The following is a 23751-nucleotide window of genomic DNA, read 5'->3' on the forward strand; positions in this document are numbered from 1 at the left end:
GAATTATCCCTCAAAGAAATAACTTTCTGCTAATTCACGGACAGTCATTTGTTCTGTTTCATCATTTAATTTTGCGATGATACTTCGCTCAATCGCACGCATAACAGGGATATATACGCCTAAGTCACATGCGTCAATAATACCACGAATACTCGCTGCTTCTTCACTTACACGGCCATCACGCGCAAGTGGCATAAGGTCGCTAGCAAATGCAACAAATTTTTCGATCGTTGCAACGTCTTGTAATTTAGATTCAGATAATAATAATTCTTTTAATGTTTCACCTTGAATATAAGGAACTTCAATGATAACAAAGCGGTTTTTTAACGCTTCGTTCAGTTCGCTTGTTCCAACATAACCTTCGTTAATTGCGGCAATAACGCGGTATTCTTCGTCTCCATATACAACCTGTTGTGTAAATGGATTTGTAATCATTTTACGGTAATCTAGTGCCCCGTGTAGAAGAGGTAGTGTTTCTGGTTTCGCCATATTGATTTCATCGATATATAGGAAATGGCCATTTTTCATTGCTTTCATAAGAGGACCATCAACGAATGAAACTTCAGATGCTCCGTCTTTTGTTTTCAAAGTGTTGTATCCTAAAATACCTTCCACATCTAAATCAACAGAACAGTTAATGCTATGCATTGGCTTTTGGAATAGGGAAGAAAGTGTTTCTGCAAGTACTGTCTTACCGCTCCCAGTTGGCCCCTTTAATAGAATGTTTTTGCCAAGCAGAAGTGCTGTAATTGCATCTTCAATAATACTGCTATCTGACGCTTTATACATTTTTGTTCCAATTAAATGTGTATTTTCACCAGATGCTTGTTCATTTTTTTCGTGAATTGTTGCTAGTTGCTGCTTTAAATCAGCATGTATATGAAATTGTTCTAACATGTATTTCCCACCTAACATTATTTTCATAAAGTAAACAATACATCTTATGATAACTTGTTTTAATAGGGGATGCAAAGAAAAGAAGAGAGAGACAGAAGTGGGAAAAGTGCGTCATTATAAAAGAAAAAAGTAATCAAATTTGTTTTGATTACTTTTTAGAAATTTACAGCAAAGGTGAAATGAGTCGCATAAGAGATTCGAGTATTCGCTTTCCGATATTTCGTTTTTTGAATGAATCCCATTTAATTTCTATGGAATCTTTAAAATCTTGCTCAAAATCACGTTTTATATCTAAAACCGTTGTAGATTCATATAGCATTGCAATGAGCTCATAATTAAGTTCAAAGCTACGAATATCCATATTTGCTGTACCAATTGTTGCGATTTTATCATCAACAAGTACAATTTTGGCGTGCATAAATCCATCTTTATAGTGGTAAATGGATGCTCCTGCTTTTAAGAGTGGGGTAAAGTAGGATTGAGATGCTTGGTCACTAATAACACTGTCACTTTTTCCAGGATATAGAATGCGGACATCAATTCCAGCAGTTGCACTTAAACGTAGTAATGTTAATGTTTCTTGATCTGGAATGAAGTATGGAGTTGCAATCCAAATTGACTTTTTTGCAGATCCCATAACCGCTAACAGAGCATTACGAATACTTGTATCATCTGAGCTTGGTCCACTTGCGACGATTTGAACCGCGCCTTCTGCCTGATGAACTCCTTGACCTGGAAAGTAGTCTCTATTAATAAATGGATCCCAAGAATAATTGTTTAAACCGCTAGAGGCGTAGAGCCAATCTTCTAGAAAAATAGCTTGTAATTTATATAATGCTTTTCCTTCTATTTTTAAATGACTATCGCGCCAAATAGGAAACTTTTTAGAACGACCGAGATATTCATCGCCAACGTTGAGCCCACCTGTAAAACCAATGACTCCATCTACAATAACAATCTTACGATGGTTACGGTAATTTACTGTTTCAAGTAGCCACGGTGAAAGAATGGAATCAAATTCGATAATTTCAATTCCGGCTTCCTTCATAGGTCGTAGGAAGCGATTTCGTAGTGTATTGCTTCCAAGTCCATCGAAAAGAAACCGTACAATGACACCGGATTTTGCTTTTTTTATTAATGCATCTCGAATTTTCGTACCGATGTCATCTGAGCGATAAATATAGTATTGAATATGAATGTGATGCTGTGCGCTTTCGATAGCTTGTATGATTTCAGTAAATGTTTCTTCTCCGTTTGTTAATAGCGTTGTTGCTGTTTCATTTGCGACAGGGCCACCGCCAAATTTTTGTACAACCTTGGTTAAATAGGTAGACCGCTCACTTAATGAGGAAGGGAGTGCTACATCTAAACGTTTGTCTTCCAAAATCTCACGGAATACATTTCTCTTTTCCTCTGCACGATGTAAATGTTTTTTTCGTCTCCAGCGGCTTCGGCCAAAAAGTAGGTACAATAGTACACCTATAGCTGGAAGGAGTGCTAATACTAAAAACCATGCTAATGTGCTTTGTGGTGAACGATTTTCAATAAAAATAACGAAGGAAATCCCTATAACAGTGATGGGCCATAGTACACCAACAAAAGTGTATAACGAGATGATGGATTTATTTAAGAGCATGAGAGCAATCGCTGCAATTGTAAAAACAAGTAGTAATTGAACAACACGATTTTTCATATGTATGAACTTCACCTATTCTTTCTTATATGTACCCCTCATCAATAAAATAAAACTTTTCTCAATGAGGCTTTTTCATTTCTACTGAGAATTAGTCTTACGTACTTACTGCCCAGTAAGGAGGGACATAATGTAAGTTATCTTTAATAAAAGCCTTATTATAATATCCTTATTATAAGACATTTTGTTTTTTCTGCACAAATATAGATAAAATACCCATGCCCTCCACATTTGTCCTGCATAAGGTGATAAGAAATAAGCGTTAAGGGAGATGAAGGAGAAATGAACAATATACGTAATCATGGTGGTCATCACCATCATCATGGCGGTCATCACCATCATCATGGTGGTCATCATCATGGACATTATCATGACTATCACCACGGGCATCATCATGGTGGCGGTAGTTGGGGATGGGGAGGAAATACATTTTTTCCAGGGAGTTTTGCAGGAGGTTTGTTAGGAGGACTGACGGCTGGAGCATTAACGAGTGGTGGAGGCTACTATCCAGCGCCTTATCCAGTAGCGTACCCAGAACCATCCCCTGTGACATATCCCGTAACATATCCAACTCAATATCCATATGGTGCTTATTAATAAGTAACGTAAGTGATAACAAAAAGCAGACTGTTTCGGTCTGTTTTTTTAGTGGCTAAAGAACTATATATGATTCGGGAAAAAATAACAAAAGAATTTTATCTGTAATGGTACACAATAGAAAGGAATCATTTTAATATGAAATGGAGTCAGAATCATATATATGCAAAAATATGTGAAGTTGTATAAGGTTTTTTTTGTCTTTACAATACTGTTTGGGAGTTGTTCTCCTGCTAGTAAGAGAACTTCTCAACCGGTAAAAGCGGATCAGAAATCGAATCAATATAAGCTTCAGCAAGTAAAACAAGAGACGCCAAAACCTTTACCTGAGAAAATTGTATTATCACATGTTCCATTTATAAGACAACTTCCGGAATTAAAAAGGGGTTGTGAAGTAACGAGTTTGACAATGTTACTTCAGTCGGCAAATATTCAAGTAGACAAAATGAAGCTAGCAAAGGAAATACACAAAGTTCCGTTTTGGATTGGAAAGAAGCATGGACATCCAAATGAGGGGTTTGTTGGGAATATCTACACGTATTCTTATCCTGGATACGGTGCATATCATAAGCCAATTTACAAATTAGCACAGCGATATTTAGGAGAGCGAGCAATTGATTTGACAGGGAAAGATATAGAGAATATTTATAAGCAAATACGTTCTGGTATACCTGTATTAGTGGTTACGAATTCTACTTTTCGCCCTCTTTCCGATGATCAGTTTCGAACTTGGGAGACAGAGCAGGGCTCAATACGTATTACATACTACGAGCATAGTGTAGTTATTACCGGTTATGATAATGACAAAGTGTATATTCATAATCCTCTCGGAAAGGAACCGCACATAGCTGTTCCGAAAAATGAATTTCAAGCAGCTTGGGAGCAAATGGGTAAGCAAGCGATTAGCTATGAAAAAGGAGCTTAGGTAATTGAGCTCCTTTTTCGTTAAGTCAAACGTTGATTGGCTTTTTATTTATTGTGTATGTAATGGAGACATTTAGTTCTGTATTTATGGGGGGACTTTCTATCGTCTTGTTAGCTCGAAAAGACTATCATGTTCAACAACATAGAAGTAACTAATCTAAAGGTACTATGCCATCTTTATAGAAAAAAGGGGAGTTGCCAGCTAAAAATCCATTGTAAGTGGAATGTAGCTGGCAACTCCCTTTTGTGTTAGCTTGCTCTTTTATTTGGTTGTTCTGGCACGGATGTTGGTGAGTTTTTCATAAGAATTGGATAGAGAATAAGTCCTAGTACAAATAACCCGATACCTAAGAAAAATGTTTTTAAATCAGCTGTTCCTGTTTTGATCACCCAAATGGAATATAGGAACGCTAATATTGTAATGATACCGTCTTTTATTCGAGAACCTGGCATTACATCATATGTTTCCCCTGTAATAACAAGTTTTAGCTGATATAGAGTGGAAACAAGATATGGAATTAAATAAGCTAACGTTGCAACAACAATAGCAAAGTTATATGCTTCTGAAACAGTACCAGATATTGTTGAAAACAAGAAAACTTGCGTCATAATATTTGTAATAAGCAATGATTTTGAAGGACTTCCTTTTTTATTTGTTTTTCCAAATAATTTTGGGAAAAGTCCGTTCTTTGCTGCTTGATAAGGAACTTCTGCACTAACGACAATCCAGCCAACAGTAGAGCCGAATAACGATACAAGTGCAAGCAGAGCCATAATATAAGCACCGTTATTGCCAATTGCAAGGTTTAAAGCATCTACTAACGGTTTTTGTGATTCTTTTAAAGCATCTTGCGGAAGAGCACCCATTGTTAATAATGTGATTGCCATGTAAATTAGGAGTGCAATAATCAATCCGAAAATCGTTGCTTTTTTCACGTCTCGTTGCGATTTTGCTCTGTTAGAAAGCATGACCGCTGATTCAATACCGATAAATGCCCAAAGTGTTGCAATGGCAGCAGCATTTATTTGTCCGCCAAGTGGAATTGACTTTCCGGCTTCATTCATAAAGGTTTGGCCATCACCGAAATTAGATGCATTAAAAATGAATAATGTAATGACAATGAACATTGTAAATCCAATAATCTTTGCGATTGTTGCGAGAAGATTCATGTTACCAGCTCGGTCAATGTTTTGCGAAAGAATATATTGAATGCCCCATAGCATTATGCTACATACAGCAAATGTTAGGCCTTTTCCAAGTTCTAAGGAAAAACCGTTTATTGTAAAGAGAACTTGCTTACTTTGTAAAACTGGGAAAAATGTAGATAAATATCCTGCAAATGAAATAATAACAGAAGCAGTTGCAGCCCAGTTCGCTGCCCAATATCCCCAAGCCATACTATATCCAGCGACTTTACCTGTTTTCGGTGATTTAAACATCGCTTGTGCGTAACTTTGTGGACCAGCTTTTAACTCTGGTTTACGTATGGCAAGATTTCCGAATACAAGTGCAATCATAAATACACCAAGTCCTGTAATAGTCCATGCAAGTGTAGATCCCATCGGGCCTGATACGTTTGCTAAATTTGCCGGAAGCATAAACACGCCGCCACCAACCATATTCCCAACAACAAATGCTGTTAAAATCCATAAACCCCATTTTTTCATTTCCATGATTGTATAACTCCTTTGTAGTAGTTTTGTTTATTCATCATTTTTTTACTCCACATTTGTGGAAGGTTCACTTTATCTAGCGTTTTTTGAAAACAAAAAAGAGCCATGTAGATAAAAAATACCTACATGGCTCTTTGCCTAACGTAGGTACAACGGGAATAACCCTTGTACCTACGCGTAAATTTTTCCGCTAGGTTTCAAGGGTTTACGTATGATGATGATGTTTTTGTGCAAATGTAACTACAGTTGTATAAGTAAGCATAGTTCTTTGCTCCCTTTCTCCTCTGATTTTGAAATTAGTATACTACATGTTTTTTTAAATGAAAAGAAAAATATAAAAAATTTTATAAAAATGCGGATTATTGACTAAATATTTATATATATTTTTCTTGTATTGGAAAATAAGTGAGAGATTGGAATGAATTTCTGACATGCTATAATACAAATAGAAAAAGAAGGTGACAAGGGGTTATTTAAAATGATGAGTAAGTATGAGCAAATTTATAGCGATATAAGCAACTTAATTGATAATCGTAAGTTAAAAGAAGGAAATAAAATTCCGTCTGAAACGGAATTAATGAAGCAGTACGAAGCGAGCAGAGGTACGGTAAGAAAAGCTGTAGATTTATTGCAGGAACGTGGGTTTGTACAGAAAATTCACGGTAAAGGCGTTTTTGTTTTAAAGCGAAAAAATATTGAATTTAACTTTGGAGGTATTGTAAGTTTTCAGGAGGAAAATGAACGTCTTGGCCGCCACTGCATAACAAATGTGGTAGAAATGGAACAAATTCACGCAACAAAAGAGGTTGCGAAGTTATTGAATGTGAAAACGAAAACGACAATTGACCGTATTAAACGTGTTCGAAATATTGATGGAGAAAATGTAATTTTAGATGTGAACTATTTTGTAGTGGAACATATTCCAGGGCTGACAAAAGAAATTGCTGAAAAATCCATTTATAAATACATAGAAAAAGAATTAGGATTACATATTAGTTATGCACAGCGCGTCATTGAAGTACAGCCTTGTACAGAGGATGATCGCAATTATTTAGATTTAAATGGGACAGACTACGTTGTCGTTGTAAAAAACTTTACGCACTTATATGATGGTAGCCAATTTGAATATACGGAATCACGTCACCGCCTTGATATTTTTCATTTTTCTGATGTAGCGCGGAGAAAATAAAGAGATGAAACAATAGATGTTTCATCTCTTTTTGTATATTTTGAGAACAATGAGAAAAACTTTTTATCAACTCGTATATACGAGTATTGACTAACTTATATATACGAGTTAATATGTAATTGTAAACGTTGTCAAAAAAAGAAAAGAGGGACGGGATATGGGGAAAGACTATCGGAAAGCAGCGGAAGAAGTGCTGCAATATATAGGTGGTAAAGAAAATATTGACCAAGCAGCGCATTGCGTAACAAGGCTTCGCATCGCTTTAAAAGATGAAAGTAAAATAGATGGCGAGAAACTACAAGCGGTTTCTTTAGTGAAAGGTGCGTTTCATAACGCTGGGGTATTTCAGATTGTAATTGGTCCAGGAGATGTGGATCGTGTATATGCAGAATTGATAACGCTTGCAGGTATGCAGGAAGCAACAGTAGCGGATGTAAAAGATTCAGGAAATCAAAAATTAAATCCACTGCAAAAGTTTGTAAAAGTATTTTCTGATGTCTTTATGCCAATTTTACCAGCAATTGTAACAGCTGGTTTACTGATGGGGATTAATAATTTATTAGGTGCAAAGGACTTATTTTTTGATGGGAAAAATTTATTAGAAGTATACCCGAACTTAGGCGGATTATGGGATTTAATTAATATGATGGCCAATACGGCATTCGTGTTCTTACCAGCACTTGTTGGTTGGTCGGCAACGAAACGGTTTGGTGGTAGTCCGATACTTGGGATTGTTATGGGACTCATGTTAGTACACCCTGATTTATTAAATGCTTGGAATTACGGAAAGGCAGCGGCAGGACTTGATGGACAAAAGATTGAGTACTTTGACATTTTAGGACTTTTCAAAATTGAAAAAGTAGGATATCAAGGACAAATTTTACCGATTTTAGTAGCGGCGTTTGTATTAAGTAAGGTTGAGATTTTCCTTAAGAAACGCGTACCAAATGCCATTCAATTATTGGTTGTTCCGATTACAACGATTGTTGTAACAGGCGTGTTAGCATTAGGAGTTATTGGACCAGTTACGCGTTATATTGGAGATTTATTAACAACTGGTTTAGTTGGTGTATATGAAACAGTTCCTACTTTAGGAGCAATATTATTTGGAGCATTATACGCACCATTAGTCATTACCGGCATGCATCATATGTTTATTGCAATCGACTTACAGTTAATTTCACAAAATGGTGGTACGTTCATTTGGCCGATGATTGCACTTTCAAATATTGCACAAGGTAGCGCAGCGCTGGCAATGTTCTGGATCTCAAAAAATCAAAATGATAAAAGCATGGCATCAACATCAGCAATCTCGGCGTATTTCGGTATCACGGAGCCCGCGATGTTCGGTGTAAACTTACGAAATAAATTCCCATTTTATGCAGCGATTACAGGATCGGCAATTGCGGCAGTGTTTATTACATTAAATGGTGTGTTAGCACCAGCTATCGGAATTGGTGGGTTACCAGCATTTATTTCTATCATTCCGAAATCGATTCCAATGTTTGCTGTTGGAATGGTAATCGCAGCTTTAGTTCCATTTGTTTTAACATGGTTATTCGCAAAACGAGCAAAAAAGAAATAGAGGAGGTAGTGCAACATGAAAGATTGGCACAAAAGCGTTGTCTATCAAATTTATCCGAAAAGTTTTAATAGCTATTATAATAAAGAAACAGGCGATATAAAAGGCGTTACAGAGAAACTGGATTATTTAAAAGAGTTAGGGGTGGATTACATTTGGTTAACACCCATTTACCACTCACCGCAACATGATAATGGGTATGATGTGAGCGATTATTATGCTATAGATCCGTCTTACGGAACGATGGAAGAGTTTGAAGAACTTCTAGCGGAAGCGAAAAAACGTGAAATTGATATTATGCTTGATATTGTCGTAAACCATAGCTCAACGGAACATAAATGGTTCAAAGAGGCGAGTCAGGATAAAAATAGCCCGTATCGTGACTTCTATATATGGCGTGATGAAAAGAATAATTGGCAGTCTAAATTTGGTGGCTCTGCTTGGGAGTATGATAAAAAAACAGGGCAATATTATTTGCATCTATTTGATAAAACACAAGCTGATTTAAATTGGGAAAATGAAAAACTTCGAGAAGAAGTATACGAGATGATGCGCTTTTGGCTTGAAAAAGGGGTTAAAGGATTTCGCCTTGACGTAATTAATTTAATTTCTAAAGATCAACGATTTTTAAATGATGAGGGAACAGCAGCTACAAGTGACGGGCGTAAGTATTATACAGATGGACCGCGTGTTCATGAATATTTACAAGAGATGAATCGAGATGTATTTACGGGAAAAGATGTAATTACAGTTGGAGAAATGTCATCTACAACAATCGATAATTGTATTAAGTATTCGAATCCGGAGCGTAAGGAATTAAGTATGACATTTAGCTTTCATCATTTAAAAGTAGACTACCCAAATGGAGATAAGTGGACGAAAGCAGACTTTGATTTTGGGAAATTAAAAGAAATTATGTCAAATTGGCAAATTGAGATGCAGCAGGGCGGGGGATGGAATGCGTTGTTCTGGTGCAATCACGATCAGCCTCGCATTGTTTCTCGTTTTGGTGAGGATAAACAGTATCGAAATGAATCTGCTAAAATGTTAGCAACATCGCTACATATGTTGCAAGGAACACCTTATATTTATCAAGGTGAAGAAATTGGAATGACGAATCCAGGTTTTGATAATATAGATTTGTATCGTGATGTAGAATCTTTAAATATTTATAAAATGAAGCAAGGAGAAGGAATATCAAACGAAGAAATCATTGGTATCCTACAGCAGAAATCTCGTGATAATTCGCGCACTCCTATGCAGTGGAATAGGGAAGTGAATGCTGGTTTTACAACAAGTACACCTTGGATTTCGGTTGCAAAGAATTACAAAGATATCAATGTAGAAAAGGCGCTGCAAGATAAACAATCTGTTTTCTATCACTATAAAAAGCTAATTGAACTTAGAAAGAAGTATGATGTAATTACAGATGGTAAATATGAAATTGTAGATATGAATCATCCGAATATTTGGGTGTATACTCGTAAGTTAGATAATGAAGTATTACTTGTTGTAAATAATTTTTATGAGGAAACAATAACATATTCCGTACCAGAAGAAGCTAGAGTAAATGGAATGAAGCAAGAAATATTAATATCAAATTATGAGGATTCAGGTGAAGACATTAGAAATCTTGTATTGAGACCGTATGAATCTATCGTGTATCGATATATATAAATACAAATTAAAAACCGACATAAAACCCTTCTTTTCAGGTGGGAGAGAGCATCCGGCCATGCATAGAAACGGTCAGATCCTTTTCCTGCCCAGACACAGTGAAAACAAAGAGAGAAAACGAGTGCAGGTCACCTTTTGTTATTCATAGCCGCAGCTATATGTCGAAAAATCAAAATGGATTTATATAGTAAATAATTGTAATTAGGCTGCCGGAAATTTTGGGCAGCCTTTTCTTTAAAGATATAAATAATATGTGGTGTATTATTTTTACGAATTCAATAGTTCTATATTTGTATTCATTTATACTAGTAACACATACATCTTTTGTTCTATAGAGATTAGGACAAATGGCGTTTATAATTACACCATTTGATTGATAGAAAATGTAAGAAAAAGGATTTATACTAATTTTGTGTCTTGCCTGTTTAGGTGTAGCACACAGCCGGTGATTGGCTAGTGGGGTTTTCCCATTTTGCCAGTGCCGGTTTTTTGTTGGATAATAGAGAAAATATATTCTTTATAAAGAAAGAAGGGAATGTTTTGAAAAAGGTAGACTCTATTTTTATGACAGAACGAGTGGCTAGTTTTTATCTTTATTTTATTTCTTTTCTTGGTTTGATTTCTATAAGTATTTCCTTATTTGAATTTCAAATCCCTTCTCACCCAACAATACTTGTATTGCTATTGATATTTATGGGGATTGCTGAGTATTTTCCTGTACGATTTTGGAGAGGATTTAGCTCTCTTAACTTTCCGATTTTTTACGCTATGAGTTGGCAGTTTGGAACGAATATAACTGTTATCGCTCTTGTATTTGTTACATTAATTATTCATCTTCTTCGTCGTTCACCGATGGAAAGGATACTATTTAATGGTACCCAGCATGCTCTGAGTTTGATCTTGGCAGAATGGTGTTCTAACGAATGTATGTCTTTATTAGTTAGCGGAATGAACATGCCAGTCTTATATGAGAAATTAACGTTCTTGTTATTGTTCAGTATGTTTTTTAGCTTTTTTAACAATCTTTTTTACGATCTTTTAATGGTACTCCTTCCTCAGCCGTATTCGATACGTCAGTGGTACAAAAAAACCGTAACGGTATTTCTTTGTGAAACTTTTTGTTTATTTTACGCTGCTCTTATGCATATCTTAGATAGTCAATATAGTGTGGAGATAAACGAGATTACAGTGCTGTTCTTCTTTTTTCCACTTGCAGCAATCTCAGTCATCAGCTCTTTCTCTGTGCGAATACGGATAGAAAAAGAACGGTTATATGAATTGTTTCTTATTACAACGGAGATAAGTCGTGGGCTATCTGGAGGGAACTTGAAGCATATAAAACAATCGCTTAAAGGTTTTTTTGGAATACAAGCATATGTAATATGGACAAAAGATGATGGAGACTGGAATCTTCTATTAAAGGATGGTAAATTAAAGTCTGATATTTCTAATTATTCAGATATATATGGAGCGTTTGAGGAAATATCCAAAAATGTTGTTTTTAATGATTGGAAAGCTGGTATGGCTCCTGGGGATGAAGTGTTTGACGATGTTATACGCTCGATTGCATATTTTCCTCTTATTGTAAATAACGAATTGGTTGGGATGTTTGTTGCAGGAAAAAGTAGAAATGCAGGTTTTTTTCCGGAAGATGTGCAGTCTTTAGCGACGTTTTCTAACCAATTAGCTAACGTAGTTAAAACAAGGATACTCATTTCTGAACAGGAAAAAAGAATGATTTTAGAAGAAAGAAATCGAATTGCACGCGAAATTCATGATGGTATCGCACAAGCGTTGGCCGGAGTAATATTCCAACTAGAATCCGCCCAGAAAAAATACTGTGATAAACCAATTGAGATGCAGCAAGTAGTGGAGAAAAGTATAAGGAAATTAAGGTCAAGCTTAGGGGAAATTCGCTATTCTATTTATGCTTTAAAGCCGTATCCAACGCAACAATTAGGACTCAAACAAGCGATCGCAAGTAAAATAAAATCTTTAAAACAAGAATACGAACTAGACATTAGATTCAATGAAAGAGGACATTCTCGAACACTCAGTTTTTCTAAAGAAAGAGCCATCTTTGATACCTTCCAAGAGAGTTTGCAGAACATTGTTAAGCATGCAAAAGCGGAAAAAGTTAATGTTCTGTTAAGCTATCAGCGTGAGCACGTACTTTTAAAGGTGAAGGATAACGGAATTGGCTTTTCTCTATTTGAATCTATGGTTAAAACGAAGTGTGAGCCACATTATGGTATATTACATATGAATGAACAAGCTGAACAGCTGGGGGCTACTTTACAGATTGATAGTTCTGTAGGGAAAGGAACAGAAATTACACTGTTAATTCCAGATTCACAGACAAGGGGTGCGTAAAATGATTAAAATATTAGAAGTGGATGATCATGCTTTCTTACGGGACGCAATTCGTAGCATACTAGAGCTTGAATCCGATATAAGAGTAGTTGGAGAAGCGGTCTCTGGGGACGAAGTATTGGAGAAAGTTGAGGAATGCAGACCGGATTGTATTTTGATGGACATCAACCTACCTGGAAAAAATGGAATTGAAGCCACGTCGCTGGTGAAAAAACAGTATCCAACATGCCGAGTTCTCGTTTTGACTATGTATGAGCATGATGAGTATTTAATGGATGCGCTTCAGGCTGGTGCTGATGGTTATTTATTGAAGGATTCATCATCGGAGCAAGTAGTGGCAGCAATTCGAATGTTATATCAAGGCGATTCAGTTATTCATCCGCGCATGACTAAAAAATTAATTACGTATCATCAGCAACAAATGAAATCAGAACCAAAAGAAAATGAGCTGACAGAGCGCGAAAAGGAAATTCTCTTTGAATTGGTCAAGGGTCTTAGTAATAAAGAGATTGCTGCAGCTCTATATATTAGTGACAAGACAGTTAAAATTCACATCAATAAAATTTTCAAAAAACTGAATGTAAAGAGTCGTTCGCAAGCGGTTATTTATGCGGTTCGAAATCAACTGGTTCCGTTTGATTAAAGAAAAAAGTTTAAAAGAACTATCGTGTTTCTTTATTCTATATAAATCCATTTTGATTTTTCGACATATAGCTACGGCTATGGATAACAAAAGGTGACCTGCACTCGTTTTCTCTCTTTGTTTTCACTATGTCTGCGCAGGAAAAGGATCTGACCGCTTCTATGCATGGCCGGATGCTCTCTCCCACTTAAAAAGAAGGGTTTTATGTCGGCTTTTTAATTTGTATGTATATATATTACAAAGAATAAAGAACAAGATAGTTCTTTTGTACTATTTAGGTATAGAATCATTAGAACTAAAAGTACTCCTTTTGTTCAATTTTCAAAAAAATAAAAATGTGAAATAATATGTAAATAGAATCATAGTGTAATATTTTTTGGAATGCATATTGTAAAAACTTGTTGGTAAAAACAATTATAGGGAGGGGCTTCATGTCAAAAAAGGATTAATGTATGGGCAACTATATTGATAGAATTGTCAACGTTAAAAAATCAGAATATTCACAAGATAATTAATGAGGTTTAGAGAAAAATAATTTTGTAATTATAAGGAGATGCCATATGAAGAGAAGGAAATTTGGAAAGGTTCTTATTGGAACGCTGGCTGCAGGTATGTTATTGTCTCAAGGAATTCCGTATAACGTATTAGCAGAAAACGTAAACACATCTACTTTAACTGGAATTGCTGATGCAAATTCTGTATTGAAAGGACTCACAAAGGAACAGCGTAATGCTTTAAAAACATTAGATGCAAAACCGGGCTTTGTTATTTCACCTGGCATCAATACAGCAAGTCATGAGAATGTGAATGTAATTGTAGAGTTCAAGCAAGCTCCTGCTAAAATTGAGGTGCTAAAACAAGCAGCAAAAGGAAAGAAACTAGCTCTTTCTACTGCTGAACAAAAGGTGGAAGCATCTCATAAAGAATTTAAATCCGCACTGGAGCAGCTTCAAAAAAAGAAAGATGAAGGAAAAGATTTTAAATCTGCAAAAATAACAAGAGAATATAAAAACGCTTTTAATGGTGTGGCAATGTCCTTGCCTGGCAATATCATTGAAGATTTAGTTCGCTCTGGTACTGTAAAGCGCGTATGGGAAGATCAGGAGATCAAAATTGACCTGCCAAAAGAATCAGCTAAGGCTGCTATACAGCCAAAAATGGCAGATAGCGTACCGCAAATCGGTGTGGACAAGCTTCATGCAGAAAACATAACAGGTAAAGGAATTAAGGTGGGAGTATTGGATACGGGTATCGATTATAACCACCCTGATTTAAAAGATGCATATAAAGGATATCGTACAAAGCAAGGAGAATTTCCAAACAAAATAGATCCAAACGCTGTAAAAGGATGGGACTTTGTTAATAACGATGCTGATCCGATGGAAACAACATATAAAGACTGGCAAAATTCAGGGGGGGCTCCTGAATTCAATAATGGAAGTGCGTATTATACATCTCACGGCACACATGTAGCAGGAACAATCGCTGCAGGTAAGAAAAATGAGGTAGATTATGCTGTCCAAGGGGTAGCTCCTGATGTAGATTTGTATGCGTATCGTGTACTGGGTCCATATGGAAGCGGCCAAACAAATGGTATTCTTGCTGCAATTGACAAAGCAGTGAAAGACGATATGGATGTTATTAACTTGTCATTAGGCGCTTCCATTAATGATCCTTTATACCCTACTTCTGTGGCAGTGAACAACGCGATGTTAGCCGGTGTTGTAGCAGTTGTAGCGGCAGAAAATACTGGTCCAGAAGAAGGGACTATTGGATCACCTAGTGCGGCGGCACTTCCGATTACAGTTGGAGCAAGCGACGCTGCGATGACAATTCCAACATTTTCGGCTGATACAGGTGATTTACATGTGGATAAGATGATGCTGCTTGGAAAAAGCTTTACTGATAAACTAGAGGATTTAAAAGGGAAATCATTACCTATTGTATATGCGGGACTTGGAAAATCAGGTGATTTTACTGGAAAAGATGTAAAAGGAAAGCTAGCACTCATCCAACGTGGTGAGATTACATTTGATGAAAAAATTAAAAATGCTAAGGAAGCAGGCGCAAAAGCTGTGATTGTGTACAACAATGCAGATGGTGAAATTACAAGTTATCTTGGAGAAAGTACATCATCGATTCCATCTTTCCGCTTAACAAAAGCAGATGGTGAGAAATTACAAGCAAAAGCTGTACAAGGAGATGTATCTTTAACATTCGGGGAACTGAGTAACACAAAAACAGAAGGAGATTACTTAGCTGATTTTAGTTCACGAGGTCCTGCAAATAAAACAGATGATATTAAACCTGATATTGTAGCGCCGGGTGTGTCTGTTTTCTCTACTGTTCCTGAATATATAAATGATCCAAAAGATGGCGACAATTACCCGGTAGCGTATGGGCGTATGTCGGGTACATCCATGGCGAGTCCTCATACCGCGGGGGTAGCAGCATTAATTTTACAAGAACATCCAAACTACAGTCCGTTTGAAGTGAAAGAGGCGCTTATGAACACAGCGGTTGATTTAAAAGAAGAGCGCTCTGTATATGAAGTGGGATCAGGACGAATTGATGCTTATCATGCAGTTCATGCGGATACATCTATCGAGGTTATCGATAAAACGTCAAACATTGTAAATGATGAAGAAGTAGAAATTGAAGAAAAAACGGGCTCTATTGCATTCGGTTATAAAAATAAATTGGCAAATGCACCAATTAAAGATAGCCGAAAAGTTATGATTAAAAACAACAATCAAACAGAGGAAAAAGAGTTCAAATTAGAAGTAGAGTTTTCACCAACGAGTGTAGGTGTGCAGGATGCAGCGAAAAATGGTGTGAAATTGAATGTACAAGATTCTATTAAAGTAGCTCCGGGTACATCTGGAGAAATTCATCCTGAAATTCTCATTCCAGAAAACGCAGAACTCGGCATATATGAGGGATATATCCATATTTCGAATAAAAATAATGAAAACGAAACATACCAAATTCCGTTTGCGGTTCGCTTAATGGAACCAGGAATTAAATCTGTAGATTTATCTAGAGATGCGATGGCAACAGACCGAAGTAACTTCCACCAATATATGCTAGCACCATTTTCACCATTGGCATTTACATTGAACAGCCCAATGGAAACAATCGATGCGGTTGTTAAGGATCGAAAAACAGGAAAAGCATTAGGAATTGCAGGAACATTTGACGCAAGCAGACTCACTCCAAATGTTGAGTATTATATGCTCAGAGGTATGTCCGATTTTGTATTCCCATTTACAGGTGATCCTAACCAACCAATTGGGGATAAGCCTGTCACGTTGCCTGATGGGGATTACGAACTTGAACTCGTTGGATATGATAAAGAAGGAAATTCTTATACAAAAGGTGATAGCCTGATTATTGACAATGTTCAACCTGAAATAAAATTTACTGATGTACAACCTGGTATTCATGAGGTAAATGAATCAATGTTCAAGGAGGAAGATGGTCAACGGGCATTATGGGTTCATGGTAATATTTATGACTCTACGGTAGATGCATTAAAGGCAAAAGGTCTTCCGTATGATCAAAAAGCCAATTCAATTCTCTATTATGAAAACTCTAGTATGCCGTCAGGTTGGTTGAATACAATTCAAGCAAACGGTGATTTTAAATTTGGAATACTTCCAGAGGAAATAAATAAACCGTTAAATTTAAGGTTATTTGGATATGACACTGCGACTGCAGGGAATATAGGGAATGGATTTAAAGATTATACCTTTGTTAAAGAAGGAACAGAATATGCTGCTCCAAGCTATGACAAAGATACAATGAAGTTAGGAGAAAAAATTACTCTAACTTTAAATCTAAATAATGTAAAACAGCTTATGTCAGGTACATTTGAGATTCCTTATATGAAACAGCTGTTTAAATTTACAGACGTCAAACCAAATCCAGCACTTACAGAATATGCAAAACAACATGGACTAAACTTGAAATTAGAAGATCCGGTTATAAATACAGAAGGAACTTGGGAAGATAAGGTAAAAGTTGGCGCATCTTTAGAAGGGACAGAGTTTAAGGGATTAGATGGAGACACACCGTTTTTAGATGTTACATTCGAAATGACGGGTGATGAATATTATAATGAATTATATTCATTTGGAGTAAATAAATTCTCTTATACAAAATCTGGTGTATCAGAAGGCGTTGAGATTCCTACTTTCAAAGATAAATCCTTTGCTATTATTGCGAAACATTCAATGGTTAGAGGAAATATTGGACCAGAAGCATTCTTGAGTGAAGAGGGATATTTAGGTAAGAACGACTACACAAAATTGGGAGCAAAAGCGTACGCGGTTAGCCAGGATGGAAAGAAATATACAGGAACAATCAATGAACACGGTTATTTTGAAATTCATAATGTTCCTGTAAGTGATAAAGAATATGAAATTACTGTGGAGATGCCGGGGCATTTGAATAGTAAATTAACAGCAAAAATAGGTAAAATGCAGAATGGAGAATTAGTGGGACAAAATTTTGGAGCTAATATGGATGATAACCTTGCAGGTGATGTAAACGGCGATAAAATGGTGGATATTCAAGATGCTAGAATCGCAGCTCTATCATATGAAAAAGAAAAAGTGTCTGTAAAAGATGGTGACATTAATCAAGATGGTGTTGTGAACGAAACAGACATTCGTTTTATCGAGAAGAACTTCTTGAAAAAAGGTCCAGATGCCAAAGAGAATCAGAAGCCAAAAGAAAATGTTGGACCAGTGACATTAGAGAAAATCTTGCGCTCGATTGGATTAGAGCCGAACAAATAAGCAAGTATAATTCCTGAAGTGAAATTCAGAGTGGGGGAATGGAGCCCCCCCACTCTGATTAAAGTTTTACTTTATGATGAATATGTACCAGTGACGTTTTGTTGGGGCGTTACTGTTTTTTCTTAAAGTTTATATAAGTAAAGTATCCATTGATGTTATAGAATTAATATGTAATTGATAATCTGAATTTTAGGAATATTAAAGGGGGATTTTTAAAATGGGTTTTAAGAAAAAGCTTGGTATGAGTGCTATGATTGCAGCTCTTGGTTTATCTTTAATTGGGGGAGGAACGTATGCGTACTTCAGTGATAAAGAAGTATCACAAAACACGTTTGCAGCTGGCACTTTAGACTTGAGTGTTGATCCTGAAGTTGTTATCAACGTCGACAACATTAAGCCAGGGGATGAAATGGAGCGTGGTTTTCAACTAGTCAATAAAGGTACTTTAAAGATAGGAGACGTGAAGCTTCTTACTGATTACACTGTAACAGATGCTAAAGGAGATAATGGAAACGCTGATTTCGGTGATCACATTCGCGTTGATTTCTTATGGAACTTGGATAAAAATACAGTGCCTATATGGTCTACTACATTATCTGAATTGAAGAAAGCTACGCAAAACGGAAGTGTTCCTGACCTTGTACAAAAAGGTATTGTAGATCATGAAGGAAATGGACTTGCTCCTGGTGATGATGATACGTTCTATGTGATGTTTACATTCGTAGATAACGGTGAAGATCAAAATGTATTTCAAGGAGACGCATTGAATTTGAACTGGACATTCAACTCAATGCAAACAGAAGGTGAGGACAAGTAAGTTTGAGCATTCTCGTTCTTAAAAAGAACAATATATATAAATACAAATTAAAAAACCGACATAAACCCCTTCTTTTTAGGGGGGAGAGAGCATCCGGCCATGCATAGAAGCGGTCAGGTCCTTTTCCTGCCCAGACATAGTGAAAACAAAGAGAGAAAACGAGTGCAGGTCACCTTTTGTTATCCATAGCCGCGGCTATATGTCGAAAAAATCAAAATGGATTTATATAATGAGAAATTGAAGGGATATATTCTTAATAGAGTTATATTTTTGGCTGTGATTCAAACAATTTCTGGATAACTTTTTTAAATATTGTACAGATTGATTTTGTAAATCAATCTGTTTTTTTTTGGTCAGATTTCATCTATAGATAGGGTCTGAACTTTTTACTTGTATTCATAGCAGTACTTTTCATGTTTATAGCGAATTAAGTAAGGGATATATATATAGGAGGGATTAAATATGGAAATAGCTGTAGAACAAGTGTTTACAAATGAAATTTTAGAAGAGGCAGCAAATTTATTTAACGTTACAGTAGAAGAAACTTCGCTTGGAGATTTTGAAAACTATATTTTTCGCGCAAAAGATGAGAGCGGGATCTTCTATGTATTAAGGTTAACGCACTCCACACATCGCACTGAAGAACAAGTAGAAGCAGAATTAGAATTCTTACGTTATGTTGCGGGGAATGGTGCTAAAGTTGCAGCGCCATATCATTCAAAATCTAAAAAACTTGTAGAAACGATACAAGCGGAAGATGGGACCTATTTTTATGTTTCTCTTTTTGCATATGCAAAAGGAGAACGAGTAACAGGTGAAAAGTCGATTTTTTGGGGGGATCCACTTTTTGAAGCATGGGGAAAAGCGATTGGTCAACTTCATCGCCTTACAATTGATTATCCGAAAACGGAATATCGAGATACGTGGGAAGTAGAAGAAAAAGCAATTATTGATGAGTTAGATGATGAAAAGGTACAAAGTATTGCTTATACATTAATTGAAGAGATAAAGGCTCTTCAAATAGAAAAAACAACGTTCGGTCTAATGCATGGTGATATTCATCAAGGGAATTTCCATTATGATGGTAAAGAGTTAACGATTTTTGATTTTGATGATGCGACCTATAACTACTTTATTCACGATTTGGCAATGGTTATCTATTATTCGGTCCTTTCAACAAAATGGACTGATGAAGAGAAAACACATTTTGCACGTAAACAATTAAAAGTATTACGAAAAGGATATGAACTAGAACATACATTAGAGGAAAGCTGGTATGAATCGCTACCACTATTTTTGCGTCTTCGTGATATAGGTTTGTATGGTACGATTCAGAAAAAGTTCAAAGGGAAAGAAATGCCAAAACAGTTTCAAAAACTAGCGGATACACTTTACAAAAGAATTATTAAGCAAGAAACAATTGTGAATATATAATTCAGGTGATATAAAACAGGGTGTATAAATGTAACATACACTCTGTTTTTTTATACAAAAATATGTTTATTTTATCAAAATAATATTGTCATAGGTTACTTGTTTCTTATATAATTTTTGTATATTCAGAAAATTCTTTATAAATAAGGTAATAGGGAGGGGAAATGCATTGGAAGCTTTCGTAAACTGGTTGAATAATATCGTATGGAGTCCTGCACTTGTTTATTTATGTTTAGGAGTAGGTTTATATTTTTCAATTCGAACGAGATTTTTACAAGTCCGGCATGTAGGTGAAATGGTGAGACTTACATTTCAAGGAGAAAAGTCGGAAGCGGGTGTTTCTTCATTCCAAGCGCTAGCACTTTCATTATCCGGGCGCGTTGGAACAGGGAATATCGCTGGTGTAGCAACGGCAATCGCATTTGGTGGACCAGGAGCTGTGTTCTGGATGTGGGCTGTTGCTTTTTTAGGAGCAGGATCTGCTTATGTAGAATCGACACTTGCTCAAATATACAAAACGAAGCATCAAGGTCAATTCCGAGGTGGACCCGCTTACTACATTGAAAAAGGTTTAGGAGTTAAGTGGTATGCGCTCGTGTTTGTTGCTGCAACAATTCTTGCAACTGGGATGTTACTACCAGGTGTTCAAGCGAATAGTATTGCTGTAAGTTTGGAAACGGCTTTTGGTATTAATACATCTGTATCAGGAGCAGTATTAGTTGGTGCATTAGCACTTATTATTTTTGGTGGGGTTAAGCGTATTGTTAACGTAGCACAGGTCGTTGTACCATTTATGGCAATTGGATATATTCTTGTTGCTTGCGTGATTGTGTTTATGAATATTGAAAAGTTACCAGAAGCATTTATGTTAATTATAAAAAGTGCATTTGCATTAGAAGCTGCTTTTGGAGGAATTATCGGTTTAGCAATTTCTTGGGGAGTAAAACGTGGTATTTATTCGAACGAAGCTGGGCAAGGAACAGGCCCACATGCGGCGGCAGCTGCGGAAGTATCCCATCCAGCAAAACAAGGTCTTGTGCAAGCATTTTCCGTTTACATTGATACATTATTTGTTTGTTCAGCAACGGCGTTTATGATGATTATTACAGGCATGTATAACGTATTTGATGCAAGCGGAAAAAACTTTATTGTAAATAAACTGAATGGTGCACAGCCAGGTCCTGGGTATACACAGGCTGCGGTAGAATCTGTATTCCCTGGATTTGGAAACGGTTTCGTTGCCATTTCTCTTCTGTTCTTTGCGTTTACAACAATTATGGCGTATTACTACATTGCTGAAACAAATATCGCGTATTTAAATCGTGATAAAGATCGCCCATGGATGTCACTTATATTGAAGGTTGTTTTCTTAGGAGTTGTATTCTACGGCTGTGTGAAAACAGCAGCTACCGCTTGGGCTCTTGGTGATATTGGTGTAGGAATTATGGCATGGGTCAATATCATTGCAATCATACTCTTACAAAAACCAGCATTACTTGCACTGAAAGACTATGAAAAGCAGAAGAAAGAAGGAAAAGATCCTGTATTTGATCCGCAAGAGCTTGGAATCAAAAATGCTGATTTCTGGGAGCATGAATACGGAAAAGATAACAAAGAAGAAGTTTCATAAAGTAGAGCACTTGCAGAGCAATAACGGGCAGTAAAGTCCTCACCTTAAGATTCAGAGAAATCAAAGAAAATAGGTGTGGACTATACTGCCCGTAAAAGTCCGGTTCTTTTAACTAACTATCAGTGGAGGATGAAGAAAACTCCACTGATGGAAGTTTCACTTTATGAAAGATTAGACCGGGATAAAATATGGTGAAAATAGAGAAGCAAGGGGGAATTGGATTGATTGCTTTTCGGAATGTAAATAAGTTTTATGGTAACTTTCAAGTTTTAAAAAATATTAATCTGCAAGTTCAAAAGGGTGAAGTAGTTGTAATTGTTGGTCCATCAGGATCAGGAAAAAGTACACTGCTGCGCTGTATCAATCAGTTGGAAACAGTAACAGAAGGAGAACTATTGGTACAAGATGCGGAAGTACATCATCCCAAAACAGATATGAATCAATTACGTCGAAATATTGGAATGGTATTTCAGCACTTTTATTTATATCCACACAAAACAGTACTTCAAAATATTACACTTGCACCGATAAAAGTGCGTAATATTTCGAAAGAAGAAGCTGAGAAAACAGCGATGTTTTATTTAGAGAAAGTAGGTATTCCGGAGAAAGCTAATGTGTATCCACAGCAATTATCCGGAGGTCAGCAGCAGCGGGTGGCGATTGCAAGAGGATTAGCTATGAAACCAGAAATTATGTTGTTTGATGAGCCAACTTCTGCGCTAGACCCAGAAATGATTGGTGAAGTACTAGATGTCATGAAAACTTTAGCAAAAGAAGGCATGACGATGGTTGTTGTGACCCATGAAATGGGCTTTGCACGTGAAGTGGCAGACCGCATTATATTTATGGATGAAGGACAAATCATTGAAGATACAAAACCAGCAGATTTCTTTGCAAATCCACAGCAAGAAAGAGCAAGATTGTTTTTAAGCCGAGTGTTAAATCATTAAAGGAGGGGTTTCATGATGAAAGGGAAAAAGCTGTTCATTTCCATTATATTTGCATGTTTATTTACTCTTATAGTTGCTGGCTGTGGAAGTAAGAAAGAAGTGGCAAAAGAAACTTCTGGTGGAAATGTAGTTGATCAAATTAAAAAACGTGGCAAGTTAGTTGTTGGGGTTAAGCATGATACAAACTTATTTGGTTTGAAAAATCCATCGACTGGGAAAGTAGAAGGGTTCGATATTGATGTAGCAAAGGCGCTTGCGAAAAAAATTCTTGGGGATGAAAACAAATTAGAATTAAAAGAAGTTACTTCTAAAACGCGTATTCAGATGTTGAAAAACGGCGATATTGACGCAATTATCGCAACGATGACGATTACAGAAGAACGTAAAAAAGAAGTTGATTTTTCAGATGTGTATTTTAAAGCGGGTCAGTCTTTACTTGTGAAAAAGGGCAGTAAAATTAAGAGCATTGATGATGTGAAAAAAGGTGTGAAAGTATTGGCTGTAAAAGGCTCTACTTCTACAAATAACATTCGTCAAAAGTCACCGGAAGCAACGGTACTAGAATTTGAAAACTATAGTGAAGCATTTACAGCATTAAAGGCAGGACAAGGTGATGTGCTTACAACAGATAATGCGATTTTATATGGAATGGCAAAACAAGATGCGAACTACCAAGTTGTTGGGAAAATCTTTACAGATGAACCATATGGAATTGCTGTTCAAAAAGGAGCAACTGATTTAACAAAAGCGGTGAATGATTTATTAAAAGAAATGAAAGCAAACGGAGAATACGACAAGTTATATGAAAAATGGATTGGTGAAAAGCCAGAGAAGTGATATATAGGATCGAGTAAGAGGATGAGAAATAC

The 23751-nt window shown here is 36.4% G+C and carries 16 protein-coding genes; 13 read left to right on the plus strand and 3 right to left on the minus strand.

The window, feature by feature from the left end; genetic code table 11:
- Positions 1–3: 3 nt before the first annotated feature.
- Positions 4–897, minus strand: a complete 894-nt coding sequence (locus QRE67_RS03555; protein ID WP_286123572.1) for an ATP-binding protein — start codon at positions 895–897, stop codon at positions 4–6.
- A gap of 163 nt (positions 898–1060) precedes the next feature.
- Positions 1061–2590: a cardiolipin synthase gene (locus QRE67_RS03560; protein ID WP_286123573.1), complete on the minus strand. Its 1530-nt coding sequence runs from the start codon at positions 2588–2590 to the stop codon at positions 1061–1063.
- 282 nt (positions 2591–2872) lie between these two features.
- Between QRE67_RS03560 and QRE67_RS03565 the strand changes: the two genes are divergently transcribed.
- Together QRE67_RS03565 and QRE67_RS03570 are read left to right on the plus strand one after the other, a co-directional pair.
- The gene (locus QRE67_RS03565) at positions 2873–3187 is read left to right on the plus strand and encodes a hypothetical protein (protein ID WP_286123574.1); all 315 of its coding nucleotides are present in this window, start codon (positions 2873–2875) and stop codon (positions 3185–3187) included.
- Between the two features lie 163 nt (positions 3188–3350).
- The gene (locus tag QRE67_RS03570; RefSeq protein WP_286123575.1) at positions 3351–4112 is read left to right on the plus strand and encodes a C39 family peptidase; all 762 of its coding nucleotides are present in this window, start codon (positions 3351–3353) and stop codon (positions 4110–4112) included.
- Positions 4113–4360: 248 nt separating this feature from the next.
- On the opposite strand, the gene QRE67_RS03575 is transcribed toward QRE67_RS03570, so the two are convergent.
- Positions 4361–5785: an amino acid permease gene (locus QRE67_RS03575; RefSeq protein ID WP_286123576.1), complete on the minus strand. Its 1425-nt coding sequence runs from the start codon at positions 5783–5785 to the stop codon at positions 4361–4363.
- A gap of 478 nt (positions 5786–6263) precedes the next feature.
- Between QRE67_RS03575 and treR the strand changes: the two genes are divergently transcribed.
- The 11 genes from treR (at position 6264) to QRE67_RS03630 (ending at position 23719) form a co-directional block, all read left to right on the plus strand.
- Entirely contained in the window at positions 6264–6974 is a 711-nt protein-coding gene (gene treR, locus QRE67_RS03580; protein WP_286123577.1) for a trehalose operon repressor, read from the plus strand.
- Between the two features lie 157 nt (positions 6975–7131).
- The gene (treP, locus tag QRE67_RS03585; protein ID WP_286123578.1) at positions 7132–8559 is read left to right on the plus strand and encodes a PTS system trehalose-specific EIIBC component; all 1428 of its coding nucleotides are present in this window, start codon (positions 7132–7134) and stop codon (positions 8557–8559) included.
- Positions 8560–8574: 15 nt separating this feature from the next.
- Positions 8575–10233 (plus strand): alpha,alpha-phosphotrehalase, encoded by a 1659-nt coding sequence (gene treC / locus QRE67_RS03590; RefSeq protein WP_286123579.1) that lies wholly within the window; start codon positions 8575–8577, stop codon positions 10231–10233.
- A 540-nt stretch (positions 10234–10773) separates the two neighbouring features.
- Entirely contained in the window at positions 10774–12606 is a 1833-nt protein-coding gene (locus QRE67_RS03595; protein ID WP_286123580.1) for a GAF domain-containing sensor histidine kinase, read from the plus strand.
- 1 nt (position 12607) lies between these two features.
- Positions 12608–13249 carry a response regulator gene (locus QRE67_RS03600; RefSeq protein ID WP_286123581.1) on the plus strand — a complete coding sequence of 214 codons (642 nt, stop codon included), beginning with the start codon at positions 12608–12610 and terminating at the stop codon, positions 13247–13249.
- Positions 13250–13809: 560 nt separating this feature from the next.
- The gene (locus QRE67_RS03605; RefSeq protein WP_286123582.1) at positions 13810–18051 is read left to right on the plus strand and encodes a S8 family serine peptidase; all 4242 of its coding nucleotides are present in this window, start codon (positions 13810–13812) and stop codon (positions 18049–18051) included.
- A 217-nt stretch (positions 18052–18268) separates the two neighbouring features.
- A complete protein-coding gene (locus tag QRE67_RS03610) occupies positions 18269–18868 on the plus strand; it encodes a TasA family protein (protein WP_286123583.1) in 600 nt (199 codons plus the stop codon).
- 462 nt (positions 18869–19330) lie between these two features.
- A complete protein-coding gene (locus QRE67_RS03615) occupies positions 19331–20302 on the plus strand; it encodes a phosphotransferase enzyme family protein (protein ID WP_286123584.1) in 972 nt (323 codons plus the stop codon).
- A 169-nt stretch (positions 20303–20471) separates the two neighbouring features.
- The gene (locus QRE67_RS03620; protein WP_286123585.1) at positions 20472–21932 is read left to right on the plus strand and encodes an alanine/glycine:cation symporter family protein; all 1461 of its coding nucleotides are present in this window, start codon (positions 20472–20474) and stop codon (positions 21930–21932) included.
- Between the two features lie 221 nt (positions 21933–22153).
- The gene (locus QRE67_RS03625; protein ID WP_286123586.1) at positions 22154–22882 is read left to right on the plus strand and encodes an amino acid ABC transporter ATP-binding protein; all 729 of its coding nucleotides are present in this window, start codon (positions 22154–22156) and stop codon (positions 22880–22882) included.
- A gap of 12 nt (positions 22883–22894) precedes the next feature.
- Entirely contained in the window at positions 22895–23719 is an 825-nt protein-coding gene (locus tag QRE67_RS03630) for a glutamate ABC transporter substrate-binding protein (protein ID WP_286123587.1), read from the plus strand.
- Positions 23720–23751 lie beyond the last annotated feature (32 nt).

The organism is Bacillus sp. DX3.1 (genome assembly GCF_030292155.1).
GTDB lineage: Bacteria > Bacillota > Bacilli > Bacillales > Bacillaceae_G > Bacillus_A.